The organism is Legionella anisa (assembly GCF_001467525.1).
GTDB classification, from domain to species: Bacteria; Pseudomonadota; Gammaproteobacteria; order Legionellales; family Legionellaceae; genus Legionella; species Legionella anisa.
Window position 1 is genome coordinate 647,645 of record NZ_LNXS01000054.1, and the last position, 26,071, is coordinate 673,715.

Below are 26,071 nucleotides of genomic sequence, written 5' to 3' on the forward strand. Positions count from 1 at the left end.
GGCCTTAAAGTTTCCTTAATATTTATAGGATAAAATAACGACACATTGACTATAAAAAAAGCCAAAATGCCCTCACAACTTAAAAGCCATGATGAATTATCATCAATAGATTCAGAAATAAAAATTGAGCAATTACTAAACGATATAAAAAAACTAATAGATGAATGTAAAAGCGAACACGATTTAAAACGTATCGCACAAGATAATCCTCACTTAGTGCCAATTATGATTAGCCACTATGGCTCCGCCATTACTAAAAAGTTTAATTCAATGTCACTGGGTGATCTTTTTAATTTTAATTATGACTTTGTATTATTTTTCTTTAATTCTTCAATATGGGAAAAGCTTGCGTCTGATGATAAAGCTAAGCTTTATCTCTACACTAATATACCCTCATTGAAGAAATTGAAAGAAGCAATAGATCTGGCAATCTCCAATCAAGATAAAGATGAAGAAAAAAGACTTACCTTAAAACTAGAAAGAAATATGGAAAAATTGACAGCCCCTGGTTTTAGGTACGACCCCATTCATATTTTAGGTAATAGCTTAAATTGGTTTGCCGAAGAATATGAAGAAGAATTTAAAGAGCTGGGAAGGTATTACCTCGACCTTATTTTAAATAGCAATCAAGGAACTATTTTTGAGTTTCTTCAAGAAACCTCAGGAATGGCCAATCAAACGCAATTTACACATGGTTTGGCAGCTTACGTATTTTGTAATTCCAGCATGATAAGCAATGCTATTAGAGAATTGTCAGGATTTCTCGATGCGTATGATTTAAATGTTAATGCTTACAATTATACAGACAATTTAATCCATTTGGTTGTGGATCATGAACATCTTATGCTTAAACTCTTTGATAGCTATAAAGTTTTTTCCAAAGTAGATCCCAATGGCTCTAAAGAATTTTCAGTGTTACATAAAGCTTTGTTGAGTAAAATGCTAACGGCCCCCAATAAATTACTCCGTTTTGTAGAAAGTGAAGAGCAATTTCAAGTTTTACATACAGAAAATACCAAAAAAGCAGGCTTTAAATTCCCTGCTTTTGAACAATTTACCAAAGACGCCTTAGTCATGAGTCTTCAAACACATCCACATTTAAAGGATGAAATAACACAAATTCAACATTTTCTCGATGGAGATGCAACTGTTGATTGTTACTTTGGTCAAACTACAAAGACCTCAGCAGCTTATCAGTTATTACGCTTAGCGATTTACCCGGAGTCAATAAATCAAGGTAATGCCAACATTTGTGGAGCGGCAGTTTTTTTAAAGGTTTTAATGAGCAGCTATCCTGATTTAACAATTCGAATGCTGATCAATTTCATTAGCAATGGAGAAGTTTGCATTAACGGCAAAACAATTGCTAACAATAACTATTATGTAAGCAATAATCTTATCCATGCTTTTTTAGTTGCATTACGTCATAGCTCTAACAGGCTTGGATATTTACCTGGTTTACCTAAAGCCATTGACTTTGCCCAAGGAGCTACTCCTAATTTTCAAGTCATATCCTGGTTACAAACATTTGGATTCAATTGCACCAATGCGAGTTATCATACCCATACCAATGGTAAACCACTAGGCGGTATTTACACGCTCTTCTTTCATCCCGCGGAGCATCGCAGTTATGCCGGTTGGGAAGAAAACTTCTCTTTTGTACTGGATGCCATACAAAAGCAACCAAATGCAAAATTTATATTGGGTGTCTCAGCTGGACTAACACATAGACTCTGTAAACACGCGCCGTCCGCAAATAAGGAAGATAGCAGTATTTTAGGCATTGCCGCAGATCACTGGGTGGAATTAACCAATTTGAAAATGAATGATGACGGCACGGCAGAAGTGACTGTATTTACTTATGGTGATTATTATCACTGTACTCTGCCTAAAGAAAAGTTATTAGATGGTTGGCGAGGAGCTATTATTGCTACTCCCGAAAATAAACCAGAACTCACTCTCGAGTCTGAAAGTGAGACGCTATCGGCAGTGATCGTGGTTTAGTTCAGTTAATTGAGTAAACTTTCCAACTCTGTTTCAGAAACGGCCCCAGGTGCATAATTTAACCTAACTGCATCAATGGGGTCAGACTATGAGGGGTCGACACCTATTTTAAGAAATGGATTACCTGCAACTCCAATAGATAGCTGTTTTTTATGGATAAAGACAAAAAAGCAAGATCTGCCCCCCTAAACTCGCACAAGTTTTTTCAACATTGATATAGAAATCAAAACCTCAGTATTTTATCAATTGGCGCAATAATGCGCATTATGACCAATCAATTAACTATAATAAAAATAATACTCTTAATTGTGGATAATTTCTATGTTTCAATGGAAAAAGAAACTTCAGGAAGCAAAAGGTGAAAAGATTGGTTCAGGAGTTCAAGGTGATGTTTATTCTAATGGTGATCAGGTAACAAAAAAATATGCAAGTACCCTTGGAAATGAATTTTCAGCGTATGTAGATAAACCGAGGGAACATATTGTTCAAGGCGAAATGGAAGCGTGGAATGCATTTTATAAAAGATATGACCCGTCATTTGCAACAGCTTCTATAGATAAAAATGGTAATTTAGTCATGCCAAAAGTTCCTGGGACAGGGGCCGATAAGTACATTCAATCGGGTGAGCTTGGAGAAAATTTCAAGAAAGATCTTTCATTATTCAAACAAATGGTTAAACAAGTCATGCAAGATATTACTGGAAAAGAAATGCGCGACCAAAAAGATAATGACGTTTTAGTATCAATATTACCCTCAGGAAACTACCGTTTCCTGCAGGTTGACTTTGGAGAATTTGGCATGTACAAGCTCATGAATGAAGTTGAACGGTCTATGCAAGAATCAAACAATTCTCCCCATTGAAGTTTGATGCTCATTTCTTATGGTGCCAAATCCATAATGGTACTATTCTCAGTTGAGAACGAAGTTTCGCTCACATGCAAATTTATTTTTAGTTGTTTTTAACTCAATAAACTCACCAAGTATGGTTCTTCAAACACTTTTATATAATATTCGGGTAAAGCATCAAAGCATGATTTCGGGAGTCAGGATCCGTGAACAGGTACAATATGAATAAAGGCAAAAAGCAAGCTCTGTCCCCCTTGATTCAAGATCTTTTTTAGTGACTAAAAGCTTATCATTTTTTATAATTGGTGACAAGATTTTGATTATAAAGTATTATTTCATGTCACAGTTGACATTAATTAAATAATTCATGTGGAAGGAACTGACAAGATCTTCGTTGCAGTTCTTTGACTGCATTTCTAATTTTTAGTTTTGGATGAAAAATAATGTTTTTAAACAGTGAAGATAAAGAACTGATACGTAATGCCCTTAATTTCCACTTTTGCACGGCAAAAACCCAAAAAGAAAAAAAATTACAACTAAAAACTGTCTATAAAATACTTGATACAATACTTAATCATTTAGAAAAAATACCACTTCAAGAAGAAGCGTCTTTTACTGAGGCAGTATTTTGTTGTCTCAATGAATTAAAACAAGACGAAGCCGTTAGATCCAGCTATTTCTTTTTAATCAATGAAGAGCAAATCAAAGATCCCTTGAAAATGCTAAGTAAAACAAGAAGAGGTCTGGTTAATGGATTTAACCAGACCATTGTGCAACGAGAAATTACTCGATATTTTTTAGTAAATTTAATGGAATATGTTAGAAATAATTTGCCAATATCAGAAAGAAATACTCAATTACTTCATTCATTGCAAAAACGTATTACTGTAATAAGTTGTAATATCGAGATTGCAAATATCAAGTATGTACTTAGCTGGCTCAATGAGATGAATAATATGTCATTAAGATATAAATCCCATATCTTAAAATCAACCAACCTTTTTTTTTCTGTATTTCCTAAAGTGTCATTACTCTATCCTTTAACCTACTTTGGAGCATTGTTTTCTTTTATTTATTCTTTTAGGTCACCTGCACAGTGGATGACACGCTTACTGTTTGATGTATTGAGATTTGCTACATTTTCAGATGATTTCCAGGTAATAACGGAACGTGTAGGCTATGTCAGCTTAATCACTCTCTTTTCTTTTGGTATTGGTTATCTGGGTAATAGATTATTATCTCCTATCATTAATGAACTCGAGGATACTCGTATAAGCGAGGAAAGAATATTGCAAGCTGTAGTTGAGTCGTTTCCCCCTAATGATGTACAAATGAATTTTGGTGATGAGCGGTTTATTCTATCTGTAAAACAAAATCTTGTTAGTTCGCTCAATCTTTCCGAAAGGGTAATACAACAATTGAATTTTTAAAAGCCATGATGCGCTCAAAAGATAGAGGCTCAGATCTTGCTCTTTGAAAGCAAGATCTTCCCCCTGGACTTAGAAATAATTTTGACGAAGATCTGCTTATTGAATTTATGTTATGGATAAACTAAGATGAATGCGCACAATTTGATCATTAACAAAAACAAAGGTTGTAAAAATGAAAAAAATTTTGTCGCTTACCGCCCTTTCCATTTTGATTAGCAGCTGTGCTTCTATTCCAGCTGATCCACAAGCAACTCGTATTATTGCTTCACCAAATTCGGTACCTAAAGGATGTAAGTACCTGGGACAAGTTGTTGGGAATCAAGGTAATTTCTTTACGGGAGGCTTTACTTCTAATCGTAATCTAGAAGAAGGAGCAATGAATGATCTTAAAAATAAAGCAGCAAAATTAGGTGCAAACTACGTTCAATTAGTTACCAATCGTGCCGGAGTTACTGGTTCCACGAGTGGTTCTTTTAATCATCATGGCGGCTTTATAAGTGGAGGATCTGAGCAAACTAACGTCACAAACTTAGGAAACGCATATCTCTGCCCACCAAAATCAATCGGATTAGAATAATATAGAGATAGAGGGTCAGATCTTGCCCTTTTGATACATCAGAAAATAATTATCAAGAATTATTCCTGACTCGCTGTCTTGTATGGATAAAGGCAAAAAAGCAAGATCTGACCCCTTAGGAACAAGAGGGTCAGATCTTGCCCTTTGCCTCTTGTATATAATGTTGCTTTATAATTCTGCTAATTCTTGAGTAGTGAAGTCCAAAATATTTTCCAATTTCTTTCATAGAATACAATCCACTTTTATATGAACTATATATTGCCTCATCTCGATTACCTGACATTCGTTCATATTCTTCAATTGGAAGCCCTTTAACTAAATCTGACACATGAGCCCTGGAAATATCTGTATAATCAACTTTAGGGTCAACATAGCTCACTACTCTGGAAATAAAGTCATCCGAACCAAGATATATTTGATGCTTTAAATCAATCCACGGACTTTTCTTACTTAAGCCAGCATAAACAAATTGTTCATATTTCATTAGTGCTGCTGATTTTATAGTACCAAATGATGACAAAAGCCAGTCAACTGTAAGCCATGAAGGAACTGGTACTCTACCACTTGTTGCTAAATAACTACTCCAATACCACTCATCTGCCTTTTCAACTATCCCTGCTCTAACTGGATTTAATACTATGTAACGCGACAACTCCAATAGATAGCTGTCTTTCTCAACCAATATAGATTTATAGCGACCTTGTAGGACATGCCCAATCCGCTTGTGTAATTTATTAAATTTCTGAGTGTATACCCCGTTTAGATAACGCATACCTTTTGATAGATTACCAAGCGGTGTTTCAATGAGTAAATGGTAATGATTTGTCATCAAACAATACGAATGACATAGCCAGTGGTATTTTAAACAGGCATCTCCTAAAACAGACAAAAAGTTCTCTCTGTCTTCATCTGATAAATAGATCGATTCTTTTCTATTTCCTCGACTGGTAATGTGATAGAGTCCACCAGCAAACTCAATGCGCAAAGGTCTTACCATCGCTAATCCTGGACTTACTTAATTCCTTTTGAAAGAAAATTAATACATCCGGAAATAATTATCAAGAATTAATTCCTGACTCACTGTCTTTTATGGATAAAGGCAAAAAGCAAGATCTGACCCCTTGACTTTAAGAAGGAAGCAAAGTTACCTTGAAAGGGAAATGATGGAGTCAGGTCTTTCCCTTTCCCCTTTAGGATAAAGGAAAAACCTGACCTCCTTTGCTATGGCCCCCCTTTGACTATTCAGTTGTTCTACTCAAATCGACTAATTATATTGACTTATATCTATATTTTAAGTTTGATATGTGAACAATAGGTGGAGATAATTTAGTATCTTTGCGTTTCATTCAATTTAAAATGAGGAAGAGATGGTATGGCCGGTGGTAAGAAAATTGAATCTCCAAAAAACAATAAAACATTCGATTCTCAAAAATATCAGGAATTACTACGTACTGGTGGAACATTCTCAATAAGTGAGGAATATCCTAATATTGATATTGGATACATAGGGAGCAAGAAAATAGGCAATGGTTTTGGCACTGCTGTCATGCGTCATGTTGCTGAACAAATAATTGAAAATGATGGAACAATCACTCTTCAAGCAGTTTGGTCTTCCCATATTTTCCATCTTTACATGGGAATGATTCCCATTGATCGCGAAGTAAACTATCTAAAAGTTACCTATGGTATGGATAGCCAGAGCTGCCTGGAGAAGTTTCGAGTTTTCCCTGTGGATGAATTATCACCAAGTATTATCAATAAACTTATCTTCATCTTCAGAATGGAAAAACAAATCGCTGAGGATCAGATACTGACATTACAAGATATATCTAAGGACGATAACCGCTCTTTTCTCATAAACCTACTTGATAAAAAAGGCTCATATTTAACACATGAATTTATTCCTAACCTATTGTATATATGCGAGGCAAATATCACTCAGAAGTTTCCCAGTACTAGTTCTATGAGGTCCGTCAATATGCAGTTATCCAATGAGGGTAAATCACGATGGGCAGAAGCAATCAATGAGCAAATTGATTTTGAACCTTTCCGCGATTTTGCTCAGCTCTTACCTTACATGACAGAGGAGCAAAAAAAACAATTGCATTCTATTTTAGAACGTCGTGCTGAACATTTTGGTAAACAGAAAGAGACTACAAATGCCGAAATAACTGTACATACAAATTCAGAGAAACAATTAGCTAAATCAGAGTCTGCTCATATCGCTCTCTCTTTGTTTCAACCTGGACCTAATGAGAGGCAAGCAACTAATAATACTGAGCTACAACCAAAAATTTAGTTAAATTGCACCTTAGAGGGCCAGGCCTTGAATTGTGAATTATTAATTAGAAGTTTAGAAGTTGATGAATCTATTGACGATTCGAATCAAAGGATCATTTTGCTTGCATTTTTCTACTGTAAGTAAATAACCCCAAAAATTATGATCCTAGATTTGTAAATTCAAAATTCAAGGCCTGCCCCCTAGGTTTGCTGTCTTATATGGATAAAGGCAAAAAGCAAGACAAGGCTATCCTCCTGAAGTACAAATTTAACTATAGCTTTGTAAAAAAACAACCCCATTTTTTATTGGCTTTTTCATTAAAACAACCCCCTATTTTTATAGGTATATCAATAAAACAACCCTGTGATTTATTGACTTACTATAGTTATTGTTTATAATTTAATAAGTTAACTATAAATATATAATGTGAAAAGAATTTTATTAGAATATCTAGAGAATTGGTTAATATCATCCGATCGGAAGCCTTTGGTCATTCGAGGAGCAAGGCAAGTTGGAAAGACCTGGCTAGTGAGACATTTTGCTGAGAAATCTGGAAAGCAATTAATTGAACTTAACTTCGAGAAGCAACCATCCTATGCAAGTCTTTTTAACTCTAATAACCCAGAACAAATCTTACTAAATCTAAGTACTATATCGAATCAAAAGATAGATCCGGAAAATTGTTTATTGTTCCTGGACGAAATACAAGCATCATCTCAACTATTTAGCAAACTCCGTTGGTTTGCTGAAGATTTACCTCAGTTATCCGTTATAGCAGCTGGTTCTCTATTAGAACTTGTACTAGCACAACATACTTTTAGTATGCCTGTTGGACGAATCAGTTATATGCATTTAGAACCATTGTCATTTGAAGAGTTTTTATTAGCAAATGATAAACAATCCCTCTATGACTACCTAGGTAAGTATGATTTAAACAGCGAAGTACCTGCTGCAATTCATGAACAGTTAACAATTTTATTTAGAGAATATTTACTAATTGGAGGGTTACCCGCTGTAGTCTCTAATTGGATCAAAGAGCGCTCACTGAATAAAGTTAGCCAAATACAAAATGATTTGTTAGCAACTTATCGTGATGATTTTTCTAAATATAGCGGTCGTATAGCAACTGAAAGATTAGATGAAGTGATGACATCAATTCCAAGAATGCTAGGTCAAAAATTTATATTTAGTAGAGTTAATAAAGCGATTCAAGCACCTACAATTAAACAAATTTTGGAGCTTTTAGAAAAAGCTCGGATTAGTCATCGTGTACAAGGTTGTTCAGCAAATGGTGTCCCCTTAGCAGCCGAAATTAAAGAAAAATATTTTAAAGAAATATTTCTTGATATTGGTTTATGTAGTACAGCGCTGGGACTTAATTTAAATCTAGTTAACTCAATAGATGAAATTATTATGATTAACAATGGAGGTGTTGCCGAACAGATAGTTGGACAACTTTTAAGGACAATTGAACCTCCTTATATTGAACCGAGTTTATATTGTTGGCACCGAGAAGAAGCTGGCTCAAGCGCTGAGATTGATTATGTAATACAACATGGTAATAGAGTCATACCTATTGAAGTAAAAGCAGGGAGTACGGGAAGTCTGAAATCATTACATTTTTTCATGGGATTAAAAAAATACCTTATTGCTCTACGCATTAATTCAGATTATCCAAATAAAACAAATGTAGATGTTAAAGATAATTTGGGAAATCCGGTAAAATATACTTTAATCTCTATTCCTTTTTATCTTACGGGACAGATACATAGACTCATTGATTTAATGAATCTATGTTAAAAAAATTTAAGAATATCTATCAATAACATTTGATATTCTCCAATCAGCATGCGAGAGATAGAGGGTCAGATCTTGCCCTTTGATACATAGGAAAATAATTATCAAGAATTAATCCCTGGCTCGATGTCTTTTATGGATAAAGGCAAAAAACAAGATCTGACCCCAGACTTCGGGCTTGTGCTTCTCCAAGAACACTGTTTTCAGCCAAAATATAGACTGGAGCCAATCTTTCGTGGTTCGTGTATGCTTCAAAAAATGCAGGATTATCAGCCAATCGTAAATCCTGTCTAAACCAAACTAACGAGGTACTCATGCCATCCTTATTTATTTTGTTGTGTAGAGCCATTTGCTCTGTGGGTTGAGGCGAAATAGCGAGCCCTAGCCTTTAACTCCTCTAGTTGGGCTTGTGCATGTAAGGTGTTGAGTTGCACTTGGGTAGTCATTTGTTCGCGTTGATTGACTAAAAATAAAGTGCTGTCGCCTTGATAAAACTTTTTTATTTCTCCTTGTTGCACCTTTTGCGCCAAAGCTAATTCTTTTTTTAACAAACGGACTTGCTGCCTACTTCTGTTGATGCCAATTAAAATGTTTGTAAATTCATTGTTGAGTTGTTCGTACAAAAATCTTTTTTCAACACGAACTTGGCGTAACTCACTTTCTGCCTGGATTAGGTTTCCTTTGGCTTGTCTTTGAAATAAAGGAAATTTAAACGACACACCGACCATTGCTGCTTGTGGAATTAATAAGGGATCTCCACCTGCTCCATTTTGCTTGAAGGTGTAGGCGGTCGCATCTAATTGGGGTAGGAGCTCGTTACGTGCCTGATTGCGTTTGAGCTTCATCATATTAGCGAAATGGCCAAGCTTCTTAATCCCTGGATGCTCTCGGAGTAGCGCCTGGGTTCCTGCGATGGTGCTTGAGGTACTGATCAAGGCAGGTAAGGACCGCTCAGGAGGAACTAGCGGCCTGCCCTTTGGATCTCGAAAATAAAGAGATAAGTTAACGCCTGCTTGTTCAAATATCATTTGACCTTGATTGAGTAATTGTTCTCGTTGAATGATTTGTTGTAAATTTTCACTGATGGCAAGCCTTGGCAAATCCCCTTGATTTGCCTGTTGTTCAATTGCGTGTTGCCGTTTTTGTGCTAAGTCCAGGAGTTGTTTAAATATGTTTAATTGCAGGCCTGCTTCGACCCATTGCCAATAGGCTTTAACTGCTTCTTGGTAAATTTTTATTTTAACCGCTTCAGCATCGTGTACTTTCATGAGCATTAATTGAGCAGAAGATAGTATACCTGTCCTATCTTTATCGATTAATCGGTCGCGAAGCAAAGGAAGTGATAGTCCTGCTCGATATTCTCCACCGGAGTTGGTTAAATAGTTTTGATAATAACTTGGCCAGTTACCTTCTCCATTACGATAGCCTGCAAAGAGTTTCACGCCATTATAAAGCGTCGGAATGGTCAGTTGCGTGTCGCCGTAATTATTAATATAACCACCTGCCGGTTGCGAGCGGGTACTGGCCTCCAATAATGGGTCAAATTGCCCCTTCGCATTGATAAATGCACCACTGGCTTTTGCTACTTCAAGACGGGCAATTTTTATTTGGGGATAATGCATGTCGATGCTTTGCAGCACACTCATTAAGCTTAATTTTTGTGTTTTTTCTGAAGCATAGGCCCCTGAGAAGCAGAATAACGCGCTTAGCCCAATAAAAATAAATAATAATTTACTGAGTTGCGATTCCCTCATGAGCTTCTCTTCTCCGCCACACTTTCAGGAGGAAAACCGTTAAATTGTCGCCATAATTCATACCACAAGGGCACTTCGCCTAATTGCACCCAACCATGTACGCGCACTCCTTGTCTTAAAAAGGTTGGATCAGGCCAGGGCTCATCAGGGACAATCACGGCGCGAAATAACCCCATACCGTTATCGGTAGGGTCGATAAAAGCGACTTTTCCACCAAAGGTCCCTACGGCAATTTGCGGCCAACCTCTAAATTGAATGGCAGGCCATCCTTCAAATTGAAGGCGTGCTTTTTGATTCAACTGAACGAATGGGATGTCATTTCCATCAATCCAGAGTGCTACGGCTCTTGATTCAGTTTCAGGTATAATTTGCGCCAATATTTCCCCTTCTTTAACGACAACACTTTCTTGCCCGGTCAAGCGTTTAAAGACGACTCCTGGTACATGAGCTTTAATGAGCTGGGTTTGCTGCCTGGCAATACGAACATCAATGCTAACCTTATCAATATTGGCTTGTGCTAATTCGTTTTGGTATTTCGCGTATTCAATTTGAGCTAATTCGTATTGGCGTTTTGAATTAATACCTTGTTGGTATAAGTTTTTTTGACGATCCACATTGGCTTTCCCGGCGATTAATGATTGCTGTGCGGCTTCTATGCGAAGTAAAATAGCCTTTTTTTCCAGTTCCAATCTTTTGAGTAATTCAGGATCATTGTCAGTAATTTCTACAATCGGGTCGCCTGTTTTAACACGTACCCCTTCGTCAACGTACCATTTTTTAATTCTGCCATAAATGGGCGAATTGACGGTATGCAATCGCTCAGTGGGTGAAAACGCAATCACTTTTCCACTACCCAGAGCAAATTGTTGCCATGGGGTAAAGCTCAGAAATAAAATTAAAATCAGGAGTACTAAAAAAATAATCTTGGCTATTTTCCGCGGATTGGGTAATTTTCCAATCATTTGATAGGCGTGTAGCTTCATGAGAGCACCAAGTGGTTAGGTAATGGAATGTGATTGGGATATTGAGTGATTATAATCAAAAGAGTCTCTTTGAGTGTTGCTAAATGGCCAAGCAGTAATTCGATGTCTTTCTTAGTCAGACTATCAAAAAGACGGTCGATGATAATGAGCTTTGGGTTTGCAACCAAGGCACGAATCACCATAAGTTGAATGAGCTCCTGTTCAGTAAAAACTTGTTCCCAGTCGTAAATGATGCTTTTTAGGCCATTAGGCTGACGCATGATTTTATCCATTAGCCCCAGGGATATTAAAAGCTCTTTTAATTGCTTTATAGAAAAAGACGATTGATTAAGACGTAGATTGTCATAAACACTGCCTGCAAACCATTCTTTGTCTCTAAGCAGTAGAGTGTACTCACGCAGGGAACGTCTGTATTCTTGATGACAGGGGATCTCGTTGATATAAAGGGCGAGTTCCGTATTATTTTTAAAACCTAAAATAAACTCGGCAAGTGACTCTTGATGTTGAGTTTCATTCACGCAAATAACGAGAGAATTTTCAGGGGTGCACGATGCCTTTTCTTGATTTTGAGTCACGAGTAGGATTTTTTTTATGGGAATAATCAGCTCGCTTAGCTCGGTGTTGATAGGTTCCGTTGGCAGGTTCAATACCATGTCGATTTTATGCTCGGAAGCCACCAAGTCGTAATAATTTTCCAAAAGAACACCAAAACGTTTAAACGCATAGATTAATGCACCAAGCACAATTTCTGCTGCAACGAGCTGACCTAAACTTAATTGATTGTTAATCACGAGATAGCCTCCTAAACCGAGTAAGAGACTGCTGGCGATTGCTGAGAGGAGATAAAAGCCTATCTGATGCTTGATGAGTTGCCTAAAATGCATATTGCGCGCTTTTAAAAAAGAAACCAAGCGCTTATCCGTTTGCTGGGTCGCGTAGTAATGATAACGATTAAAGCGAAATAAAAAACGATTAGCTAATAACTCCTCTAACCAAGCTCCTATTTGGTGTTTTTCGGCGCATTCTTTTTCAGCACTTACTAATCCTTTACGGAATGGCAGAAAAACAATTAAAAGGATACCTAATACAATGAATCCATCAAATACGAGAAAGAGTGGATGATAAAAAAGAAGCAATATTAAACCAAAAAAGAGCTGCAAACTTAAGTTGACGCCGTATAGTAATAGACTTGATAGCGCTTTGTTGATGGTCACCACTTCGAAAAAACGATTAACGAGCTCTGGACCATGATGGGAGGAGAAATTATCGAGTGATAAATGAGTAAATTGACGACTTAGGTTAAGACTTATTTTAACCATTAATTTTTGTTGAATGACTTCGATGATAATACTTTGCCATACATTTAAAGCCCCTAACGCAATCATTAATATGAGTACCATAATGCTTAGCGTGAGCACTGGTTGTAGCAATTTGCCAAAAGCAATCAGATTGACTAGGGTTTGAGCTGCAATAGGGATGCTTAAGCTCAGTAGGCTCACGATCACACTTATCATCATTATTGAAGCGATGGTCGCTCTATCCAAAACTTCAACAATTGCATTTATTTCTTGTTTCATTAAACGTCCCATATCCTTTGCTTAATGTTTTAATTTATCCATGATAAAAAACTCCAGCGACTCAATTGCTTTATTTGCCTCTTCTTTTTTAATTAAGGAGACCTGGATGTCTTTTAGAGAGGGCAGGAAATAATCATCGAGTCTATCCAGGTAGTTCGGGATCATACTACGTTGTGTGGCGGTAATCCCTAGGCCTGCTCGAACAGCTGCCATTTTACCCGCATAACTGGGGCTACTAAATGCCAGTCGCCATTTTAGGTGATGTTGATTGAGTGATTCAATAACGTTGCCGCGATAGACGCAAGGAGTGGGGGAAAGAATCAATGGGATAATTGATTTATCATTAAGTACGGGCAGGAGTTCTTTTTTGCCTACCCATTCCACGGGTTCATTCCATACATTAACACCTTCAGTGATTTGATTTTTTTCATTTGTCTTAATCAAGATTAAATCAAATTCGTCTTGATGAAACCGCTCAATTAAATTCAGGGTTAAATCGCACTCCACATTAAGCATGACTCTGGGATGAAGTCTTGAAAATTCAACCAGGATATCCGAGAGCATCATCGATGCAAAGTCTTCAGGAAGACCAAAACGAAGTTCACCCTGAAGCTCAGGTGTTTTAAATCGATCAAGCGATTCACGATGCAGTTCATAAATTCGTTTCGCGTAGCTTAAAAAAAGCTCCCCGTCTGGGGTTAGCGAGAGTTCCTTCCCACGGTTAATTAACTGTTTTTCAATTAAATTCTCAAGTTTAGCAATTTGCTGACTTATTGCCGATTGAGTACGCCCCACACGAGAAGCAGCTTTTGTAAAGCTTTGAGTTTCAGCCACCGCTAAAAAGCATTGTAAGGTTACGGTATCTAATGACATTAGAATTCCTAATAGAAAACATAAATATTTTTAATTTTACTTATATTAGCACATCTAATACATTCTCATTGTATCAAAACAATTTCTAATGGGGAATAATGTGAATACAATAGTTCTAATTTTTTTATATCTGATGTTAGCCTGTCCACTTATAGCTCTTGCCTTTAACTACGTTTTAATTTCTCGACCAATCGTTGCGGCGCGCTTGGCAGGTTATTGTGTCGGATTTGGGTTTTTGATGGGGGTAGGTTTACTTTTTTATTTATCCTTATCTCAAAATCCTACAGTCTACTGGTTAATTACCCTCAATGCATTGAGCCTCTTGTTATGCAGCTTAGTCTTGTTGGTGAGTTTTGTCGTGCATCGCTTTTCATTAAGGTACATGTATGGAGACAGACTCTACAGGCGCTTTTTCCTTCTTCTATCAGCGCTGACACTAACTGCGCTACTTATGGTTCTTGCCGATAATTTATTTCTATTCTGGGGCGCCTGGTCTGTGTCTAATCTATTTCTAGTACTTTTGATGGCGCATAAGAAAGAATGGGCAGCTTCGAAAAATTCTGCGCTTTTGGCATTTTATACACTAGCTTCAGGTAGTGCCTGCTTACTAGTCGCCTTGATTCTTTTAAGTTTCACTTACTCGACTAATTCTATTGAAACATTGACCCAACTCTCCAATCCTGCCCGCTTACTCTTGGTTCCGCTTTCAATGGGGCTTATTCTGGTTGCAGCATTAACCCAGTCTGGATTATTTCCTTTTCATCGGTGGCTTCTCAGCTCTTTAAATTCGCCAACTCCAGTCTCTGCGTTAATGCATGCAGGTCTTGTGAATGGAGGAGGAATTCTAATCGTTAAATTTGCACCATTGATGATGCTTTATCCAGGATTATTAAGTGTACTGTTTATATTCGGTTCCATTTCTGCATTGGTCGGCACCGTTTGGAAGTTAATGCAACATGATATTAAAAAAATGTTGGCTTGCTCCACTATGGCGCAAATGGGGTTTATGATGATGCAATGTGGCGTGGGTTTATTTGCTGCAGCGATTGCACATCTTTGCTGGCATGGTTTATTCAAAGCCTATCTGTTTTTAAGTTCCGGCTCAGCGGTGAAACAAAAAAAATCAGACACTCATTCTTCGAGAGCATCTTTCATGATGCTCATCACCTCTCTTGCAGGTGGCGCGGTTGCAATGATTGCCTTCGCTTTCGTAACTCATAAGTCCATGGCTGCATACGACGCAAGTGCTTTTGTCTTGTTCTTTGCCTTCATAGCGGGCTCACAACTCATGCTCACATGGATTCGTGTTCACCCAACGGTTTTAAGTCTGGTCTCGGGACTCATTTTTGCTTTGCTTTCAGGGCTTATGTATGGCGCAAGCATCGAGCTGATTCAGCGGTTAATACCAAGCATATCAACACTACAAGCACCTCAGCTATCGATAATTCATTGGACCATTATGATTTTATTTGGCGCTTTATGGGCTGTCTTTAATCTTGGAGTACAGCAAACACTAGGCCAATCAAAACTCGGTTGTTGGCTTTACATGAGTTTGTTTAATTCAAGCCAACCCTCTAGAAAAACAGTGACTACTTTACGAAACGACTACAACTATTAAACGTATTAAGGAGTATTTATGACTAATGCTAAAGTATTATCGAAACAAGATATGGCAAAGACAGGAATTAAAAAAGCAGGCATGACCTATCATCCTGGAAAAAGCAAAGGCCTTGAACTACATGCTTTAGTACACAACGCTGCAAAGTGCATTGCTCCTGTTTGGCCACTTGAAACCTTTATTGCGTGTAATCCATTGCAAGGGTTTGAAGCACAGACATTTGAAGAGGCACTGGCTCAAGGTGGTTTTAGGCGCCGAAGATTTGAGCGCAGTCGGGAATTGGAAGAGGTTAATCTGCAAATGATTAAATGGTGCTGTGGCTTTTTTGATGCTGGCCAAGGCAGTATTGACATGCCTCATCGCGAGAATGGCTTTTATTTTGGATTCTTAAAATTAGCTTATTTTGACAAGCAATTGCATCATAATAAAAAAGAGGCAAAGGATTTTTTGCAGCAATTACCAGAGTCTGCGGAAGATGCAATTAAAACCTGCCTTTTAAGACTTCATATTCCAGAAGGACAAGAAGAGGCATTTCTTTCAAAGACACTTTCCTATTTACCCGGATGGGCCGGTTTTGTGAAGTGGAAGACGGATTGGCAGAACTCAAAGAAAACAGGGGAGCCGAAAGTCACCCTCACCGATTTTATTGCGGTTCGCTTAGTGCTGACGTGTCTACTCTGGCCTGATGCGGCGAAAGAAGAAAAAAGCGTCGACGATGGCTCGACGGTTAAGAAAGTATTGTCGCAATTAAAAAGCAATGAGGACTCCTATCGGGAAAAGCTATTAAGTATGCTTCTGCCAGAGGTAAAAAAAGGAGAAGTTCTTACTCCGCGTAGAAGTGCTCAGTTGGTTTTTTGTATCGATGTGCGCTCAGAACCTTTTCGTCGCGCCATCGAGTCTTTAGGACATTATGAAACCTTCGGTTTTGCCGGTTTTTTTGGGCTTCCTGTGCGTATTGATGAATTTGATACCAATAAAAATAAAGAGTGTTGTCCGGTCTTATTAAAACCGAAATATGCCGTTAAAGAAATGCCGGCTGCTGCAAATAAAGACGATTTTGAACGTTATCAGCGAGGAAAGGCGTTCATTAATAGCTGCAAAAGCCTTTATACACAACTCAAACATAATGTGTCCACACCTTTTGCCCTGGTGGAGTCTTTAGGGCTTTGGTGTGGTTTGAATATGGCGTTAAAATCCTTATCACCGGAATTAAGTAAGCATTCAGTATCCACCATCAAGGGTTGGTTGAAACCTCCTATACCAACCAAAGTGGCTTATGAGTTAAGTGAAACAGATACAGAGCAGGGTTTATCGTTGCAGGAACAGATTAGTTATGCTGAAACGGTATTGCGTCTAATGGGGCTGACTTCAGGTTTTGCGAAACTCATTATTCTTTGTGGGCATGGGAGTACTACCGAAAATAATCCGTATGCTTCGGCTCTGGATTGCGGTGCTTGCGGTGGAAATCATGGTGGTATAAACGCGCGACTATTAGCATCCATTCTTAATAAACATGAAGTTCGACGAGGCTTAGAAGACTGTGGCATGCACATTCCCTTGGATACGGTGTTTTATGGAGCATTGCATAATACAACTACGGACTCTGTCGAACTGTATACACAAGATGGGGTAAAACCTATTTATCCTGAGCTTCTAAGTCAACTTCAAAACGATTTAAAAGAGGCAAAGCTTATAACCAACCAAGAGCGAGGAATCAAATTGCAGAGTTGCATTCCTCATAAAGACATCACACGAAGAAGCTTGGACTGGTCTGAAACACGACCTGAATGGGGCTTGGCACGAAATGCTGCCTTTATTGTAGCACCTCGATATCTGACAAAAAACATTGCCCTTGATGGTCGTTGTTTCTTACATTCATATCGCTTTGACCAAGATATTGACGGGGCATTACTCGAGACGATTTTGACCGCGCCCATGGTGGTGGCTGAATGGATAAACACTCAGTATTTGTTTTCTACGTTAGATAATGTTGCTTTTGGAAGTGGAAGCAAGGTGACACACAATGTGGTTGGAACTATTGGGGTGATGCAAGGTAATGGAAGCGATCTCATGCATGGGCTTCCTCTGCAATCGGTGATGAGCTCTGATGAAGAAGCGTACCATCAACCCCAGCGTTTATTGACAGTTGTTTATGCCCCAAAAGAGATGGTTTCTCAAGTGATTGAAAAACACTCCATCTTAAAAACATTATTTTTTAATCAATGGGTACATTTGATAGTTATTGATCCGAGAAATCAAGGTGTTTATCAACTCAACCAATCTGGTGAGTGGAGTTTGGTAAAATAATAGCGAGGAGAAAAAAAATGAGTGTCATTAAAGTTCAAGAACGAAAAGATATTGGTATTAATTTACATCCGATGAAAAAAATAGAAATCATAGTTTCAGGCGAGCATGAGCAGCTCATCAGCTCGATGATGGAGGAAGCGAAAGTCACCGGATTTACTTTATTCAGAAACATTTCAGGTAAAGGCCATAACGGATTTCATGAAGGAAAAATATTATTCAACGACAGGGCTTCACTGATTATGTTTCTTGCCGTAGCTCCAGAGGAAGTGATAGCAACCCTAGCTTTAGGAATGAAAACTTTATTTCAAGAGAACTCTGGTGTAATGTTTGTTTCTGATGTTGATGTGGCGCGAATGGACTATTTTCACTCAATCACTGGAGCTTAATCATGCATTATCAAAATCAATCAGTTTTGCTTGCTTCAAAACATGAGAAAGAAAAAGCAATTGCTGATGTATTTTTTGATAAACTCTCGTGCACACTGGAGGTGCACGATTTTGACACCGATCAATTTGGGACCTTTACTGGTGAGATTGCAAGAACATTAAGCCCTTATGATACCTGCATTTTAAAAGCAAGGCGTGGTGCAGAGTTATACGGTTATGATTTAGCAATTGCCAGTGAAGGAAGTTTTGGCCCTCATCCTGCATTTCCTTTTATTCCCAGTGACCATGAAATCATGGTGTTTTTAGATCGCAAAAACAATTGGGTGATTGCGGAGCAGTATACTACACCCAAAACAAATTACCGCATGATGACGATAACCCCACAAACAGAGCTTGACGATTTTTTAGAAAAAGCAGGCTTTCCCGAGCATGCCCTCACCCTGCAAACTAATAGCGATAAAAGGGTGATTGCAAAAGGAGTTAGAGACTTCGAGGCACTGCATGCTGCTCTAGCGCATGGTTTTCAACATGAAAAAGAGCTTTTTATCGCAACAGATATGAGAGCTATGATGAATCCAACCAGAATGCAGGCGATTTCTGTTCTCGCCGAAAAGCTAGCTCATCGAATTCAATGTTGTTGCCCCGACTGCTTCACTCCTGGTTTTGGGTTTAAAAAAACCTCAGGCAGTCTTCCTTGCAATGACTGCTCATCCCCGACCTCCTTATACCAGCAAGAAGTTTGGGGCTGCATCCAATGTAATTATCAGGAGACTCACCCAAGAAAAGACGGTTTAGAAGCGGCTGAGCCACAATATTGTGATTATTGTAACCCTTAAAAAAAGTAACCCAGTTAGGAGTATATTGAAATGCAAAAACCCTTGGTTGGCATCGTTATGGGCTCTCAAAGTGATTGGCCGATACTTTGTGAGAGCGCAAAAACATTAAAGAGCTTAAAGATTTCTTTTGAAGCAGAAATTGTATCAGCGCATCGGACTCCTAACAAACTCTATGACTATGCACAAACCGCAGCAGAACGCGGAATACAGATTATTATTGCTGGTGCTGGAGGTGCAGCACATCTTCCTGGAATGATGGCAGCAATGACCAGACTTCCTGTTTTTGGTGTCCCAATCCCTTCTTCCTTACTTGATGGCCTGGACTCACTACTTTCCATAGTCCAAATGCCAGCAGGCGTACCCGTTGGTACTTTAGCAGTCGGCAAAGCAGGCGCAATTAATGCAGCACTCATAGCAGCCGCAATCCTTGCCAACAATAATACGGAGATTTGTGAACGCCTAGAGCAATACAGATCGCAACAAACCCAAAAGGTTCTTGACAACAGTAAACCCCAATTGGAGTCATTATGAAATTAGGTATTTTAGGTGGTGGGCAACTCGCAAAAATGCTGGTTTTGGCTGCGCACTCGTTAGGAATTCGTACTATGTGCTTTTCACCCGCTCCCAATCCCTGTGTGCGTCATTTAACTCGTCTGGTTTCAGCATCATTCTCTGATGAGGAAGCACTTACTGCGTTTTGTAATGAAGTCGATTGCATCACTTTTGAAACGGAAAACATACCCTTGGCTTGCGCCGAATTCATTGCCCAAAAAGTTCCATTTTATCCCACTACTAAAGCGCTGCAAATAACTCAAGATCGCTTTTTGGAAAAATCCTTTTTAAACTCATTAAAAATAAAAACAGCTGGTTTTACTGCAATTGAAACACAAGAGGAACTGCAGGATGCCTTTAGAAGTTGGAATAGCTCTGCCATTTTGAAAACAAGACGATTAGGCTACGATGGCAAAGGACAATATGTTCTTCATGAATTGTCTGACATAGCAACAGCATGGGAATTGATGCAGTCTGGAGATTTGATTTTGGAGCAGTTTGTTCCTTTTGAAGAGGAGCTATCGCTTATTGCGGTGAGAAATCAGTATGATGAGATTCAATTTTATCCTCTCATTAGAAATCAACATCATCATGGCATCCTTCATTGGTCCGAAGCCCCGTTAGATAATAATTTATTGCAACAAAAAGCCCAAAGCATTGCAAGAAAGATTATGGACTCTTTGGACTATGTCGGCGTCATAACCATCGAATTTTTTCACCATGATGGCGAACTGATAGTCAATGAAATTGCTCCAAGAGTACATAATTCTGGGCATCTAACCATCGAAGGGGCAATAACCAGTCAGTTTGAAAATCATTTACGTGCGATTTTTTCTCTACCCTTAGGTCTTACCGAGCTTATGAGCAATTGCTTTTTAGTCAACTGTCTTGGCAAGATGTTCCCCATCCAATCTTGCCTTGAGATACCGGGTGTCCATTATCATGATTATGGTAAAAAATCTCATCCTAAGCGCAAGGTTGGACATATTACTCTAGTCGATAAGAATCCCGATCGATACCAAGAAAGCAAGCTTAAGCTCATAAAAATGCAAACTGAGTGCGCCATTGCTGCGAGTGGCTGACCGATTTCAACTACAGACTATGATTTTTAATAGTAAAGCTTAAATAATTGATGATGATTTCTTTTATATTGGAGCATAATGAAAAATAAAAGACCAAAGAAAAGAGGATTAGTTCACGAAACAATCTACATCGGTTACTTGATGTTATTGAATCACGTCGCAAAACCTGCAACAGTTGAGATGATAAACTTTACCAAGTGACTACCTTTGAATAAATTAACAATCAAACTGATAAGAGGGAATTATTTTTGAAGAAAAAGATTGCAGTAATTGGCTCAGGGATATCTGGTTTAACGAGTTGCTATGTTTTAAGCAAAAACCATGATGTTTCCTTATTTGAAGCCAACGATTATCTTGGTGGTCATACACATACCCTATCTGTCGAAACTAAAGAAACTGTATACTCGATTGATACCGGCTTCATCGTTTTTAACAAAAGAACATACCCCAACTTTTGTAAATTGCTTGAAGAGTTAAATGTACCAATTCAACCCAGTGAAATGAGTTTTAGTTATCGCTGCGATACTCGAGGACTTGAGTACAGCGGCCATAATTTAAACACCCTTTTTTCAGATCGTCGAAACCTCCTTAAATTAAACTTTTATCACCTAGTCAAAGACATCATTCTGTTTAATTCTGACGCCAAAAAATTCTTGGCTCGGACAAATGATCTCGAAATAACTATTAATGAATTCATCATGGAAAACAAGTACTCGGAACAATTTAGAGAATGTTATCTTATTCCAATGATGGCTGCTATTTGGTCTAAAAATAAAAATGATACCCTAAATTGTTCTGCTTCCTTTATATTACAATTTTATAACAATCATGGACTTCTTGATTTGTTCAATCGACCTATGTGGTATGTCATTAAACAAGGCTCAAAAAACTACATTACACCGATGCTTGAGCGGCTAAAAGATCAAGTTTACTTAAGTTCAAAAGTAGAACGAATAATACGAGAACCTAATAAGATTAAGCTAATCGTCAATTCTAAAGAACATATCTTTGATGCGGTTGTATGCGCTACTCACAGCAATCAAGCATTAACGATGCTCGAAAAACCTACTCCTGAGGAAATCAATATTTTGTCAGCAATAAAATATACTGAGAATGAAGTAGTTCTTCATAAAGATAAAAATGTAATGCCAAAAAATAAAAGGACTTGGGCAAGTTGGAATTACCTCGATAACCAGAGTGCAGCTCCTACACTTACTTATTATATGAATCGATTGCAATCGGTTCATTCTAAGGATGATTTTTTTGTATCGGTTAATCTTGAAAATGAAATTGCTGAAAATCAAATAATCCAATCATTCAGCTATGCACATCCCTGTTTGACTTTATCTGCGTTAAAAGCTCAAAAGCAAATTAATTTGATTAATGGGATGAATAATACATTCTATGTTGGAAGCTATTGGGGTTACGGCTTTCATGAAGACGGTGTCAATAGTGCGCTCAATACCTGTAAGCTGCTAGGAGCCTAGATGATGAACCATCCCATTTTTACAGGTTATATACGACATCGCCGCTTTTTTCCAAAACAGCATCAGTTTTCATATAAGTTATTTATGTTCTACTTTGATCTGGCTCACATAAATAATACCTTCAAAGACATCAAACAAGTTTCCATTGAGCATTTTAATTGGTTTTCATTTAAACGAAAAAATTATCTCAATGCATCGACTATCCCTCTTGATGAATATGCTCGTCAACTGGTTATGATTCGGTATGGAACTTACCCAAAAGGAAAAATCTATTTATTATCTCAACTGAGCTGTTTAGGGTATTGCTTTAACCCCATCAGTATTTATTTTATCTTTGATGAGACAAATCAAAATCTTGATTATTTAATTTTAGAGGTCACTAATACACCTTGGGGTGAACGGCATAATTATGTACTGAAACATTCAGCCAAACCTAAAAATGAAATCTATTGTTATCAATTTCAAAAAGAACTACATGTATCCCCCTTTATGTCCATGAATTATTCTTATCAACTCAATTTGAAACTAAATAAAGAAAAAATAGTGGTGCATATGGAAAATCATATTGAAGGAAAGAGGGATTTTGATGCAACATTAATTTTAAAGGCCCAAGATAATTACTCCATTAAAAAAGTATTTTGGCACTATCCTTTAATCACTTACAAAGTTGCAGCTGCGATTTATTGGCAAGCACTAAAATTATGGATTAAGGGTGTTCCCTTTCATGCACATCCAAGCTCCAATAAAAGGACATCGAATGGACCAAAATAATCATTTATCTACTCTGAGCATAACACTTTCCAAAAAAGTATTTTTCAAGTTATTAAATGGCATCACCTACGGAGCCATCAAAGTCAATGACGCAAGTAGTAGCTATGTATTTGGTAATGAAAAAGAGAAAGATGATTCAATTGCTAGCATCACCATAAATAACCCCAAAGCCTATAAAGCCATTCTCATGGGAGGCTCTGTTGGTGCAGGATCAAGTTACATCGATGGTGATTGGGATACAGATGACCTACAAAAATTAATTGAGCTTATTATTAAAAATGACTCCCTTTTTAATAATATTGAAAGTCCCATCGCTCGTTTGTTTAGTCTGATGAGAACAATAAGCTATAAATTAAAAATTAACTCGATTCGTCGCGCTAAAGAGAATATTCTAGCCCATTATGATTTAGGAAATGATTTCTTTAAAATAATTCTTGACCCTTCAATGATGTATTCATGTGCACTTTATAAGCCATCTGGAATCAGTTTGGAGGAGGCTTCGCAGAAAAAAATTCAGTCCATTTGTACTGCATTGCAACTAAAACCCAGTGATCATATTTTGGAAATAGGTACAGGATGGGGAGGATTTGCATGTTTTGCTGCAAAAGAATTTGGATGTAAGGTCACGACGACAACAATTTCAGAAAAACAGTATCTTTATGTCAAAGAAAAAATCAATCAGTTGGGCTTAAATCATCAGATTGAGTTATTAAAAGAAGACTACAGAACCCTTTCCGGTCAATATGACAAAGTCGTTTCAATCGAGATGATTGAGGCTGTTGGACATAAATATTTTGATACCTTTTTTAATCAATGCAACAAGCTGCTAAAACCTGAAGGCTTATTTTTCTTACAAGCAATTGTAATTAATGATAAGGCCTATGAAGCAGCAAAAGATGAGGTTGATTTTATTAAGAAATATATTTTCCCTGGCGGATGCCTGCCCTCAGTGTTTTCAATCAGTAAATCAATTGCCAACCAAACAACTTTGCAATTGCTGTCATTTGAGGACATCGGCCACCATTATGTCACTACGCTGAATGATTGGCATAAAAAATTAGTAGCAAACAAACAAGAAATTCTTGCACAAGGATTTACTGAGTCGTTTATTCGCACGTGGGAATTCTATTTTTGTTATTGTGCTGCAGGTTTTCAGACCAATTACATTAGCGATATTCATGCCTTGTGGCAAAAAAGACGATGAATACGCTACATTACCTCATTCATACAACTGCTTATTATGTTGCTTGGTTTGCATGCATCACGCTTGCTGCTCGCGGATATGCATGGATAAGTCCTCTTATCGTAGTTGCTTGTGTACTTTTGCAATTGTACTGGCAACATCAAACGGGAAGAACCCTAGAAGGACTATGGCTTTTATTGGCGATAATCGTCTCTGTAAGTACTCTAATTGATAGTACTCTGGTTTATAAAGGAATAGTAATTTATTCAGCAAACCCTTTTTCTCCCTATTTTACTTCTCCTTGGATGATAACAATATGGATAAGTTTTACGGTTGTTTTATATACTACCTTAAGTGCGCTTTTTGACCACCTATTTTTACTCGGGCTCTTGTCATGTGTAGGTTTTGCCTTGGCATTTCGCATTGGGGCAAGCTTAGGCGCTGCTTTTTTTCCTTATGGCAGCAATACGACCTGTCTTTTTATCGGGGTAATCTGGTCTATTTTATTGCCGTTTTGCGTGTACTGTTATCAAAAAATTAGGGATGATAAATAATGTACTCTTTCAGCATTGTAGTAATTTATCTTTTTTTACAAATGAGTTTTATGTGGGGATTGTATCGTATTCTAAAAAACCCTTCTGTTGTTGATGTTTCTTGGTCATTAGGATTAATGATTTCAGGGTTAATTTATTTAAGCGTTACACCTTTTAGTTTTCGCACTCTCATTATTAGCTCTCTTCTCATTCTATGGGCCTTACGCCTTGCATTCTATCTATGGTACACACGAATCAGAAAAGGACATGTTGACAAGCGTTATATTGAACTCAGTGCCAATTGGAAAATAAGCCCTTCCCTTGGTTTTTTTATTAATTTTCAACTCCAAGGACTGCTCATTCTAATCATTTCAAGTGTATTTTTCCTAATTAGCAAATCAGGAATAACTCATATTACCTTGATAGATAGTCTTGCATTTTGCATTATTGTAGTAGGAATCATAGGGGAGACTTTAGCGGATTTACAACTGCAACGTTTTAAGACTCAATATAAAGGTCAAGTGTGCAACGTAGGGCTATGGCATTATTCCCGACATCCCAATTATTTTTTTGATTTGTTAAGCTGGATAGGATTCGCTTTATTTGCGATACAGTCAAACATGGGATACCTAGGCTTACTTTCCCCTTTGATGCTTTATGTTATTTTTACCCGTATGACAGGCCCCATGACAGAAAGAAGCTCCATACAATCACGGGGACAAAAATACATTGAGTATCAAAAGCAAACGTCAATGCTTTTTCCTTGGTTTAAGAAAAAAAGCGGTTCTGAATAAAGACAGCAAATAAACTACTCAGTCCACACAAGACCATTCCCCAAATAAAATCGATTAATGTTATCTTCCAAGGCCAGTTCGCAAGGATTGAATAGTTAGTGAAATCATAGATTCCATAGGTTACAAATCCAAGGATTACTCCTCCAGCAAGTGCTTGCAGGTAATCACCCTGTGCACCAGGCAGAACAAAATAAACAATCCCTAAGGTGATGCACACATAAACAACGGCTGCTGCCCACCAAATAGGAGCCATGCCCTCACCCGACTTACGCAACAACATACCAATGTTTTCTGCATAAATAGTTTTGGCAATGAGACCTAGCCAAATCATATCCAATACAAAAACACAAATCATCGTTAAGAAAAAAAGCCCTATATGTTTCATCATAGTTCTCCATAA

At 37.7% G+C, this 26,071-nt stretch carries 24 protein-coding genes; 17 read left to right on the forward strand and 7 right to left on the reverse strand.

What is annotated here, in order from left to right; translation table 11 throughout:
• Positions 1-66: 66 nt before the first annotated feature.
• The 4 genes from Lani_RS19240 (at position 67) to Lani_RS19255 (ending at position 4,857) form a co-directional block, all read left to right on the forward strand.
• Positions 67-2,004 (forward strand): RNA-binding S4 domain-containing protein, encoded by a 1,938-nt coding sequence (locus tag Lani_RS19240; protein WP_127908211.1) that lies wholly within the window; start codon positions 67-69, stop codon positions 2,002-2,004.
• A gap of 321 nt (positions 2,005-2,325) precedes the next feature.
• Positions 2,326-2,865 (forward strand): hypothetical protein, encoded by a 540-nt coding sequence (locus tag Lani_RS19245; protein ID WP_019233958.1) that lies wholly within the window; start codon positions 2,326-2,328, stop codon positions 2,863-2,865.
• 428 nt (positions 2,866-3,293) lie between these two features.
• A complete protein-coding gene (locus Lani_RS19250; RefSeq protein WP_019233957.1) occupies positions 3,294-4,280 on the forward strand; it encodes a hypothetical protein in 987 nt (328 codons plus the stop codon).
• Between the two features lie 172 nt (positions 4,281-4,452).
• Positions 4,453-4,857 (forward strand): DUF4156 domain-containing protein, encoded by a 405-nt coding sequence (locus Lani_RS19255; protein WP_019233956.1) that lies wholly within the window; start codon positions 4,453-4,455, stop codon positions 4,855-4,857.
• A 130-nt stretch (positions 4,858-4,987) separates the two neighbouring features.
• Here Lani_RS19255 and Lani_RS19260 read toward each other — a convergent pair whose 3' ends face one another.
• On the reverse strand, positions 4,988-5,854 hold the full coding sequence (locus Lani_RS19260) for a transposase (RefSeq protein WP_019233955.1): 867 nt from the start codon (positions 5,852-5,854) through the stop codon (positions 4,988-4,990).
• Positions 5,855-6,229: 375 nt separating this feature from the next.
• Here Lani_RS19260 and Lani_RS19265 point away from each other — a divergent pair, with 375 nt between their 5' ends.
• A complete protein-coding gene (locus Lani_RS19265) occupies positions 6,230-7,156 on the forward strand; it encodes a hypothetical protein (protein WP_019233954.1) in 927 nt (308 codons plus the stop codon).
• 408 nt (positions 7,157-7,564) lie between these two features.
• The gene (locus Lani_RS19270) at positions 7,565-8,938 is read left to right on the forward strand and encodes an ATP-binding protein (protein WP_040522719.1); all 1,374 of its coding nucleotides are present in this window, start codon (positions 7,565-7,567) and stop codon (positions 8,936-8,938) included.
• Positions 8,939-9,068: 130 nt separating this feature from the next.
• Here Lani_RS19270 and Lani_RS19275 read toward each other — a convergent pair whose 3' ends face one another.
• Genes Lani_RS19275 through Lani_RS19295 form a run of 5 tightly spaced genes read right to left on the reverse strand, consistent with a single transcriptional unit; the run spans position 9,069 to position 14,122 of the window.
• Entirely contained in the window at positions 9,069-9,251 is a 183-nt protein-coding gene (locus tag Lani_RS19275; RefSeq protein ID WP_019233952.1) for a deoxyribodipyrimidine photo-lyase, read from the reverse strand.
• 7 nt (positions 9,252-9,258) lie between these two features.
• Entirely contained in the window at positions 9,259-10,689 is a 1,431-nt protein-coding gene (locus Lani_RS19280) for a TolC family protein (RefSeq protein ID WP_019233951.1), read from the reverse strand.
• Positions 10,686-11,672, reverse strand: coding sequence for an HlyD family secretion protein (locus Lani_RS19285; RefSeq protein WP_019233950.1), 987 nt, complete (start codon positions 11,670-11,672; stop codon positions 10,686-10,688). The genes Lani_RS19280 and Lani_RS19285 overlap by 4 nt, the downstream gene beginning before the upstream one ends.
• Positions 11,669-13,249 (reverse strand): ABC transporter transmembrane domain-containing protein, encoded by a 1,581-nt coding sequence (locus Lani_RS19290; RefSeq protein WP_019233949.1) that lies wholly within the window; start codon positions 13,247-13,249, stop codon positions 11,669-11,671. Before Lani_RS19290 ends, Lani_RS19285 begins: the two co-directional genes overlap by 4 nt.
• 21 nt (positions 13,250-13,270) lie before the next feature.
• Positions 13,271-14,122, reverse strand: a complete 852-nt coding sequence (locus tag Lani_RS19295; protein ID WP_019233948.1) for a LysR substrate-binding domain-containing protein — start codon at positions 14,120-14,122, stop codon at positions 13,271-13,273.
• A 100-nt stretch (positions 14,123-14,222) separates the two neighbouring features.
• On the opposite strand from Lani_RS19295, the gene Lani_RS19300 reads away from it, so the two are divergent.
• From Lani_RS19300 to Lani_RS19350, 11 genes are all read left to right on the forward strand, one after another.
• A complete protein-coding gene (locus Lani_RS19300; RefSeq protein WP_019233947.1) occupies positions 14,223-15,740 on the forward strand; it encodes a proton-conducting transporter transmembrane domain-containing protein in 1,518 nt (505 codons plus the stop codon).
• Positions 15,741-15,758: 18 nt separating this feature from the next.
• Positions 15,759-18,047, forward strand: coding sequence for a DUF2309 domain-containing protein (locus tag Lani_RS19305; protein ID WP_019233946.1), 2,289 nt, complete (start codon positions 15,759-15,761; stop codon positions 18,045-18,047).
• A 17-nt stretch (positions 18,048-18,064) separates the two neighbouring features.
• Positions 18,065-18,433 carry a P-II family nitrogen regulator gene (locus Lani_RS19310; RefSeq protein ID WP_019233945.1) on the forward strand — a complete coding sequence of 123 codons (369 nt, stop codon included), beginning with the start codon at positions 18,065-18,067 and terminating at the stop codon, positions 18,431-18,433.
• Between the two features lie 2 nt (positions 18,434-18,435).
• Positions 18,436-19,269, forward strand: a complete 834-nt coding sequence (locus Lani_RS19315; protein WP_019233944.1) for a DUF6671 family protein — start codon at positions 18,436-18,438, stop codon at positions 19,267-19,269.
• Positions 19,270-19,299: 30 nt separating this feature from the next.
• Entirely contained in the window at positions 19,300-19,800 is a 501-nt protein-coding gene (gene purE, locus Lani_RS19320) for a 5-(carboxyamino)imidazole ribonucleotide mutase (RefSeq protein ID WP_019233943.1), read from the forward strand.
• Positions 19,797-20,903 carry a 5-(carboxyamino)imidazole ribonucleotide synthase gene (locus Lani_RS19325; protein WP_019233942.1) on the forward strand — a complete coding sequence of 369 codons (1,107 nt, stop codon included), beginning with the start codon at positions 19,797-19,799 and terminating at the stop codon, positions 20,901-20,903. Before purE ends, Lani_RS19325 begins: the two co-directional genes overlap by 4 nt.
• A 248-nt stretch (positions 20,904-21,151) precedes the next feature.
• Positions 21,152-22,390 carry an NAD(P)/FAD-dependent oxidoreductase gene (locus Lani_RS19330; protein WP_019233940.1) on the forward strand — a complete coding sequence of 413 codons (1,239 nt, stop codon included), beginning with the start codon at positions 21,152-21,154 and terminating at the stop codon, positions 22,388-22,390.
• Positions 22,391-23,161: a DUF1365 domain-containing protein gene (locus tag Lani_RS19335; RefSeq protein WP_019233939.1), complete on the forward strand. Its 771-nt coding sequence runs from the start codon at positions 22,391-22,393 to the stop codon at positions 23,159-23,161.
• Positions 23,148-24,365, forward strand: coding sequence for an SAM-dependent methyltransferase (locus Lani_RS19340; RefSeq protein WP_019233938.1), 1,218 nt, complete (start codon positions 23,148-23,150; stop codon positions 24,363-24,365). Before Lani_RS19335 ends, Lani_RS19340 begins: the two co-directional genes overlap by 14 nt.
• Positions 24,362-24,898, forward strand: coding sequence for a DUF2878 domain-containing protein (locus Lani_RS19345; RefSeq protein ID WP_019233937.1), 537 nt, complete (start codon positions 24,362-24,364; stop codon positions 24,896-24,898). The genes Lani_RS19340 and Lani_RS19345 overlap by 4 nt, the downstream gene beginning before the upstream one ends.
• Positions 24,898-25,671, forward strand: coding sequence for a DUF1295 domain-containing protein (locus tag Lani_RS19350; RefSeq protein WP_019233936.1), 774 nt, complete (start codon positions 24,898-24,900; stop codon positions 25,669-25,671). Before Lani_RS19345 ends, Lani_RS19350 begins: the two co-directional genes overlap by 1 nt.
• On the opposite strand, the gene Lani_RS19355 is transcribed toward Lani_RS19350, so the two are convergent.
• Entirely contained in the window at positions 25,646-26,059 is a 414-nt protein-coding gene (locus Lani_RS19355; RefSeq protein WP_223499538.1) for a DUF2177 family protein, read from the reverse strand. The genes Lani_RS19350 and Lani_RS19355 overlap by 26 nt on opposite strands.
• Positions 26,060-26,071 lie beyond the last annotated feature (12 nt).

Bases quoted from the DNA above. Each gene is read 5' to 3' on its own strand.
- Lani_RS19240 (WP_127908211.1), top strand. From the start codon at position 67: ATGCCCTCACAACTTAAAAGCCATGATGAATTATCATCAATAGATTCA.
- Lani_RS19245 (WP_019233958.1), top strand. From the start codon at position 2,326: ATGTTTCAATGGAAAAAGAAACTTCAGGAAGCAAAAGGTGAAAAGATT.
- Lani_RS19250 (WP_019233957.1), top strand. From the start codon at position 3,294: ATGTTTTTAAACAGTGAAGATAAAGAACTGATACGTAATGCCCTTAAT.
- Lani_RS19255 (WP_019233956.1), top strand. From the start codon at position 4,453: ATGAAAAAAATTTTGTCGCTTACCGCCCTTTCCATTTTGATTAGCAGC.
- Lani_RS19260 (WP_019233955.1), bottom strand. From the start codon at position 5,854: ATGGTAAGACCTTTGCGCATTGAGTTTGCTGGTGGACTCTATCACATT.
- Lani_RS19265 (WP_019233954.1), top strand. From the start codon at position 6,230: ATGGCCGGTGGTAAGAAAATTGAATCTCCAAAAAACAATAAAACATTC.
- Lani_RS19275 (WP_019233952.1), bottom strand. From the start codon at position 9,251: ATGAGTACCTCGTTAGTTTGGTTTAGACAGGATTTACGATTGGCTGAT.
- Lani_RS19280 (WP_019233951.1), bottom strand. From the start codon at position 10,689: ATGAGGGAATCGCAACTCAGTAAATTATTATTTATTTTTATTGGGCTA.
- Lani_RS19285 (WP_019233950.1), bottom strand. From the start codon at position 11,672: ATGAAGCTACACGCCTATCAAATGATTGGAAAATTACCCAATCCGCGG.
- Lani_RS19290 (WP_019233949.1), bottom strand. From the start codon at position 13,249: ATGAAACAAGAAATAAATGCAATTGTTGAAGTTTTGGATAGAGCGACC.
- Lani_RS19295 (WP_019233948.1), bottom strand. From the start codon at position 14,122: ATGTCATTAGATACCGTAACCTTACAATGCTTTTTAGCGGTGGCTGAA.
- Lani_RS19305 (WP_019233946.1), top strand. From the start codon at position 15,759: ATGACTAATGCTAAAGTATTATCGAAACAAGATATGGCAAAGACAGGA.
- Lani_RS19310 (WP_019233945.1), top strand. From the start codon at position 18,065: ATGAGTGTCATTAAAGTTCAAGAACGAAAAGATATTGGTATTAATTTA.
- Lani_RS19315 (WP_019233944.1), top strand. From the start codon at position 18,436: ATGCATTATCAAAATCAATCAGTTTTGCTTGCTTCAAAACATGAGAAA.
- purE (WP_019233943.1), top strand. From the start codon at position 19,300: ATGCAAAAACCCTTGGTTGGCATCGTTATGGGCTCTCAAAGTGATTGG.
- Lani_RS19325 (WP_019233942.1), top strand. From the start codon at position 19,797: ATGAAATTAGGTATTTTAGGTGGTGGGCAACTCGCAAAAATGCTGGTT.
- Lani_RS19335 (WP_019233939.1), top strand. From the start codon at position 22,391: ATGATGAACCATCCCATTTTTACAGGTTATATACGACATCGCCGCTTT.
- Lani_RS19340 (WP_019233938.1), top strand. From the start codon at position 23,148: ATGGACCAAAATAATCATTTATCTACTCTGAGCATAACACTTTCCAAA.
- Lani_RS19345 (WP_019233937.1), top strand. From the start codon at position 24,362: ATGAATACGCTACATTACCTCATTCATACAACTGCTTATTATGTTGCT.
- Lani_RS19350 (WP_019233936.1), top strand. From the start codon at position 24,898: ATGTACTCTTTCAGCATTGTAGTAATTTATCTTTTTTTACAAATGAGT.
- Lani_RS19355 (WP_223499538.1), bottom strand. From the start codon at position 26,059: ATGATGAAACATATAGGGCTTTTTTTCTTAACGATGATTTGTGTTTTT.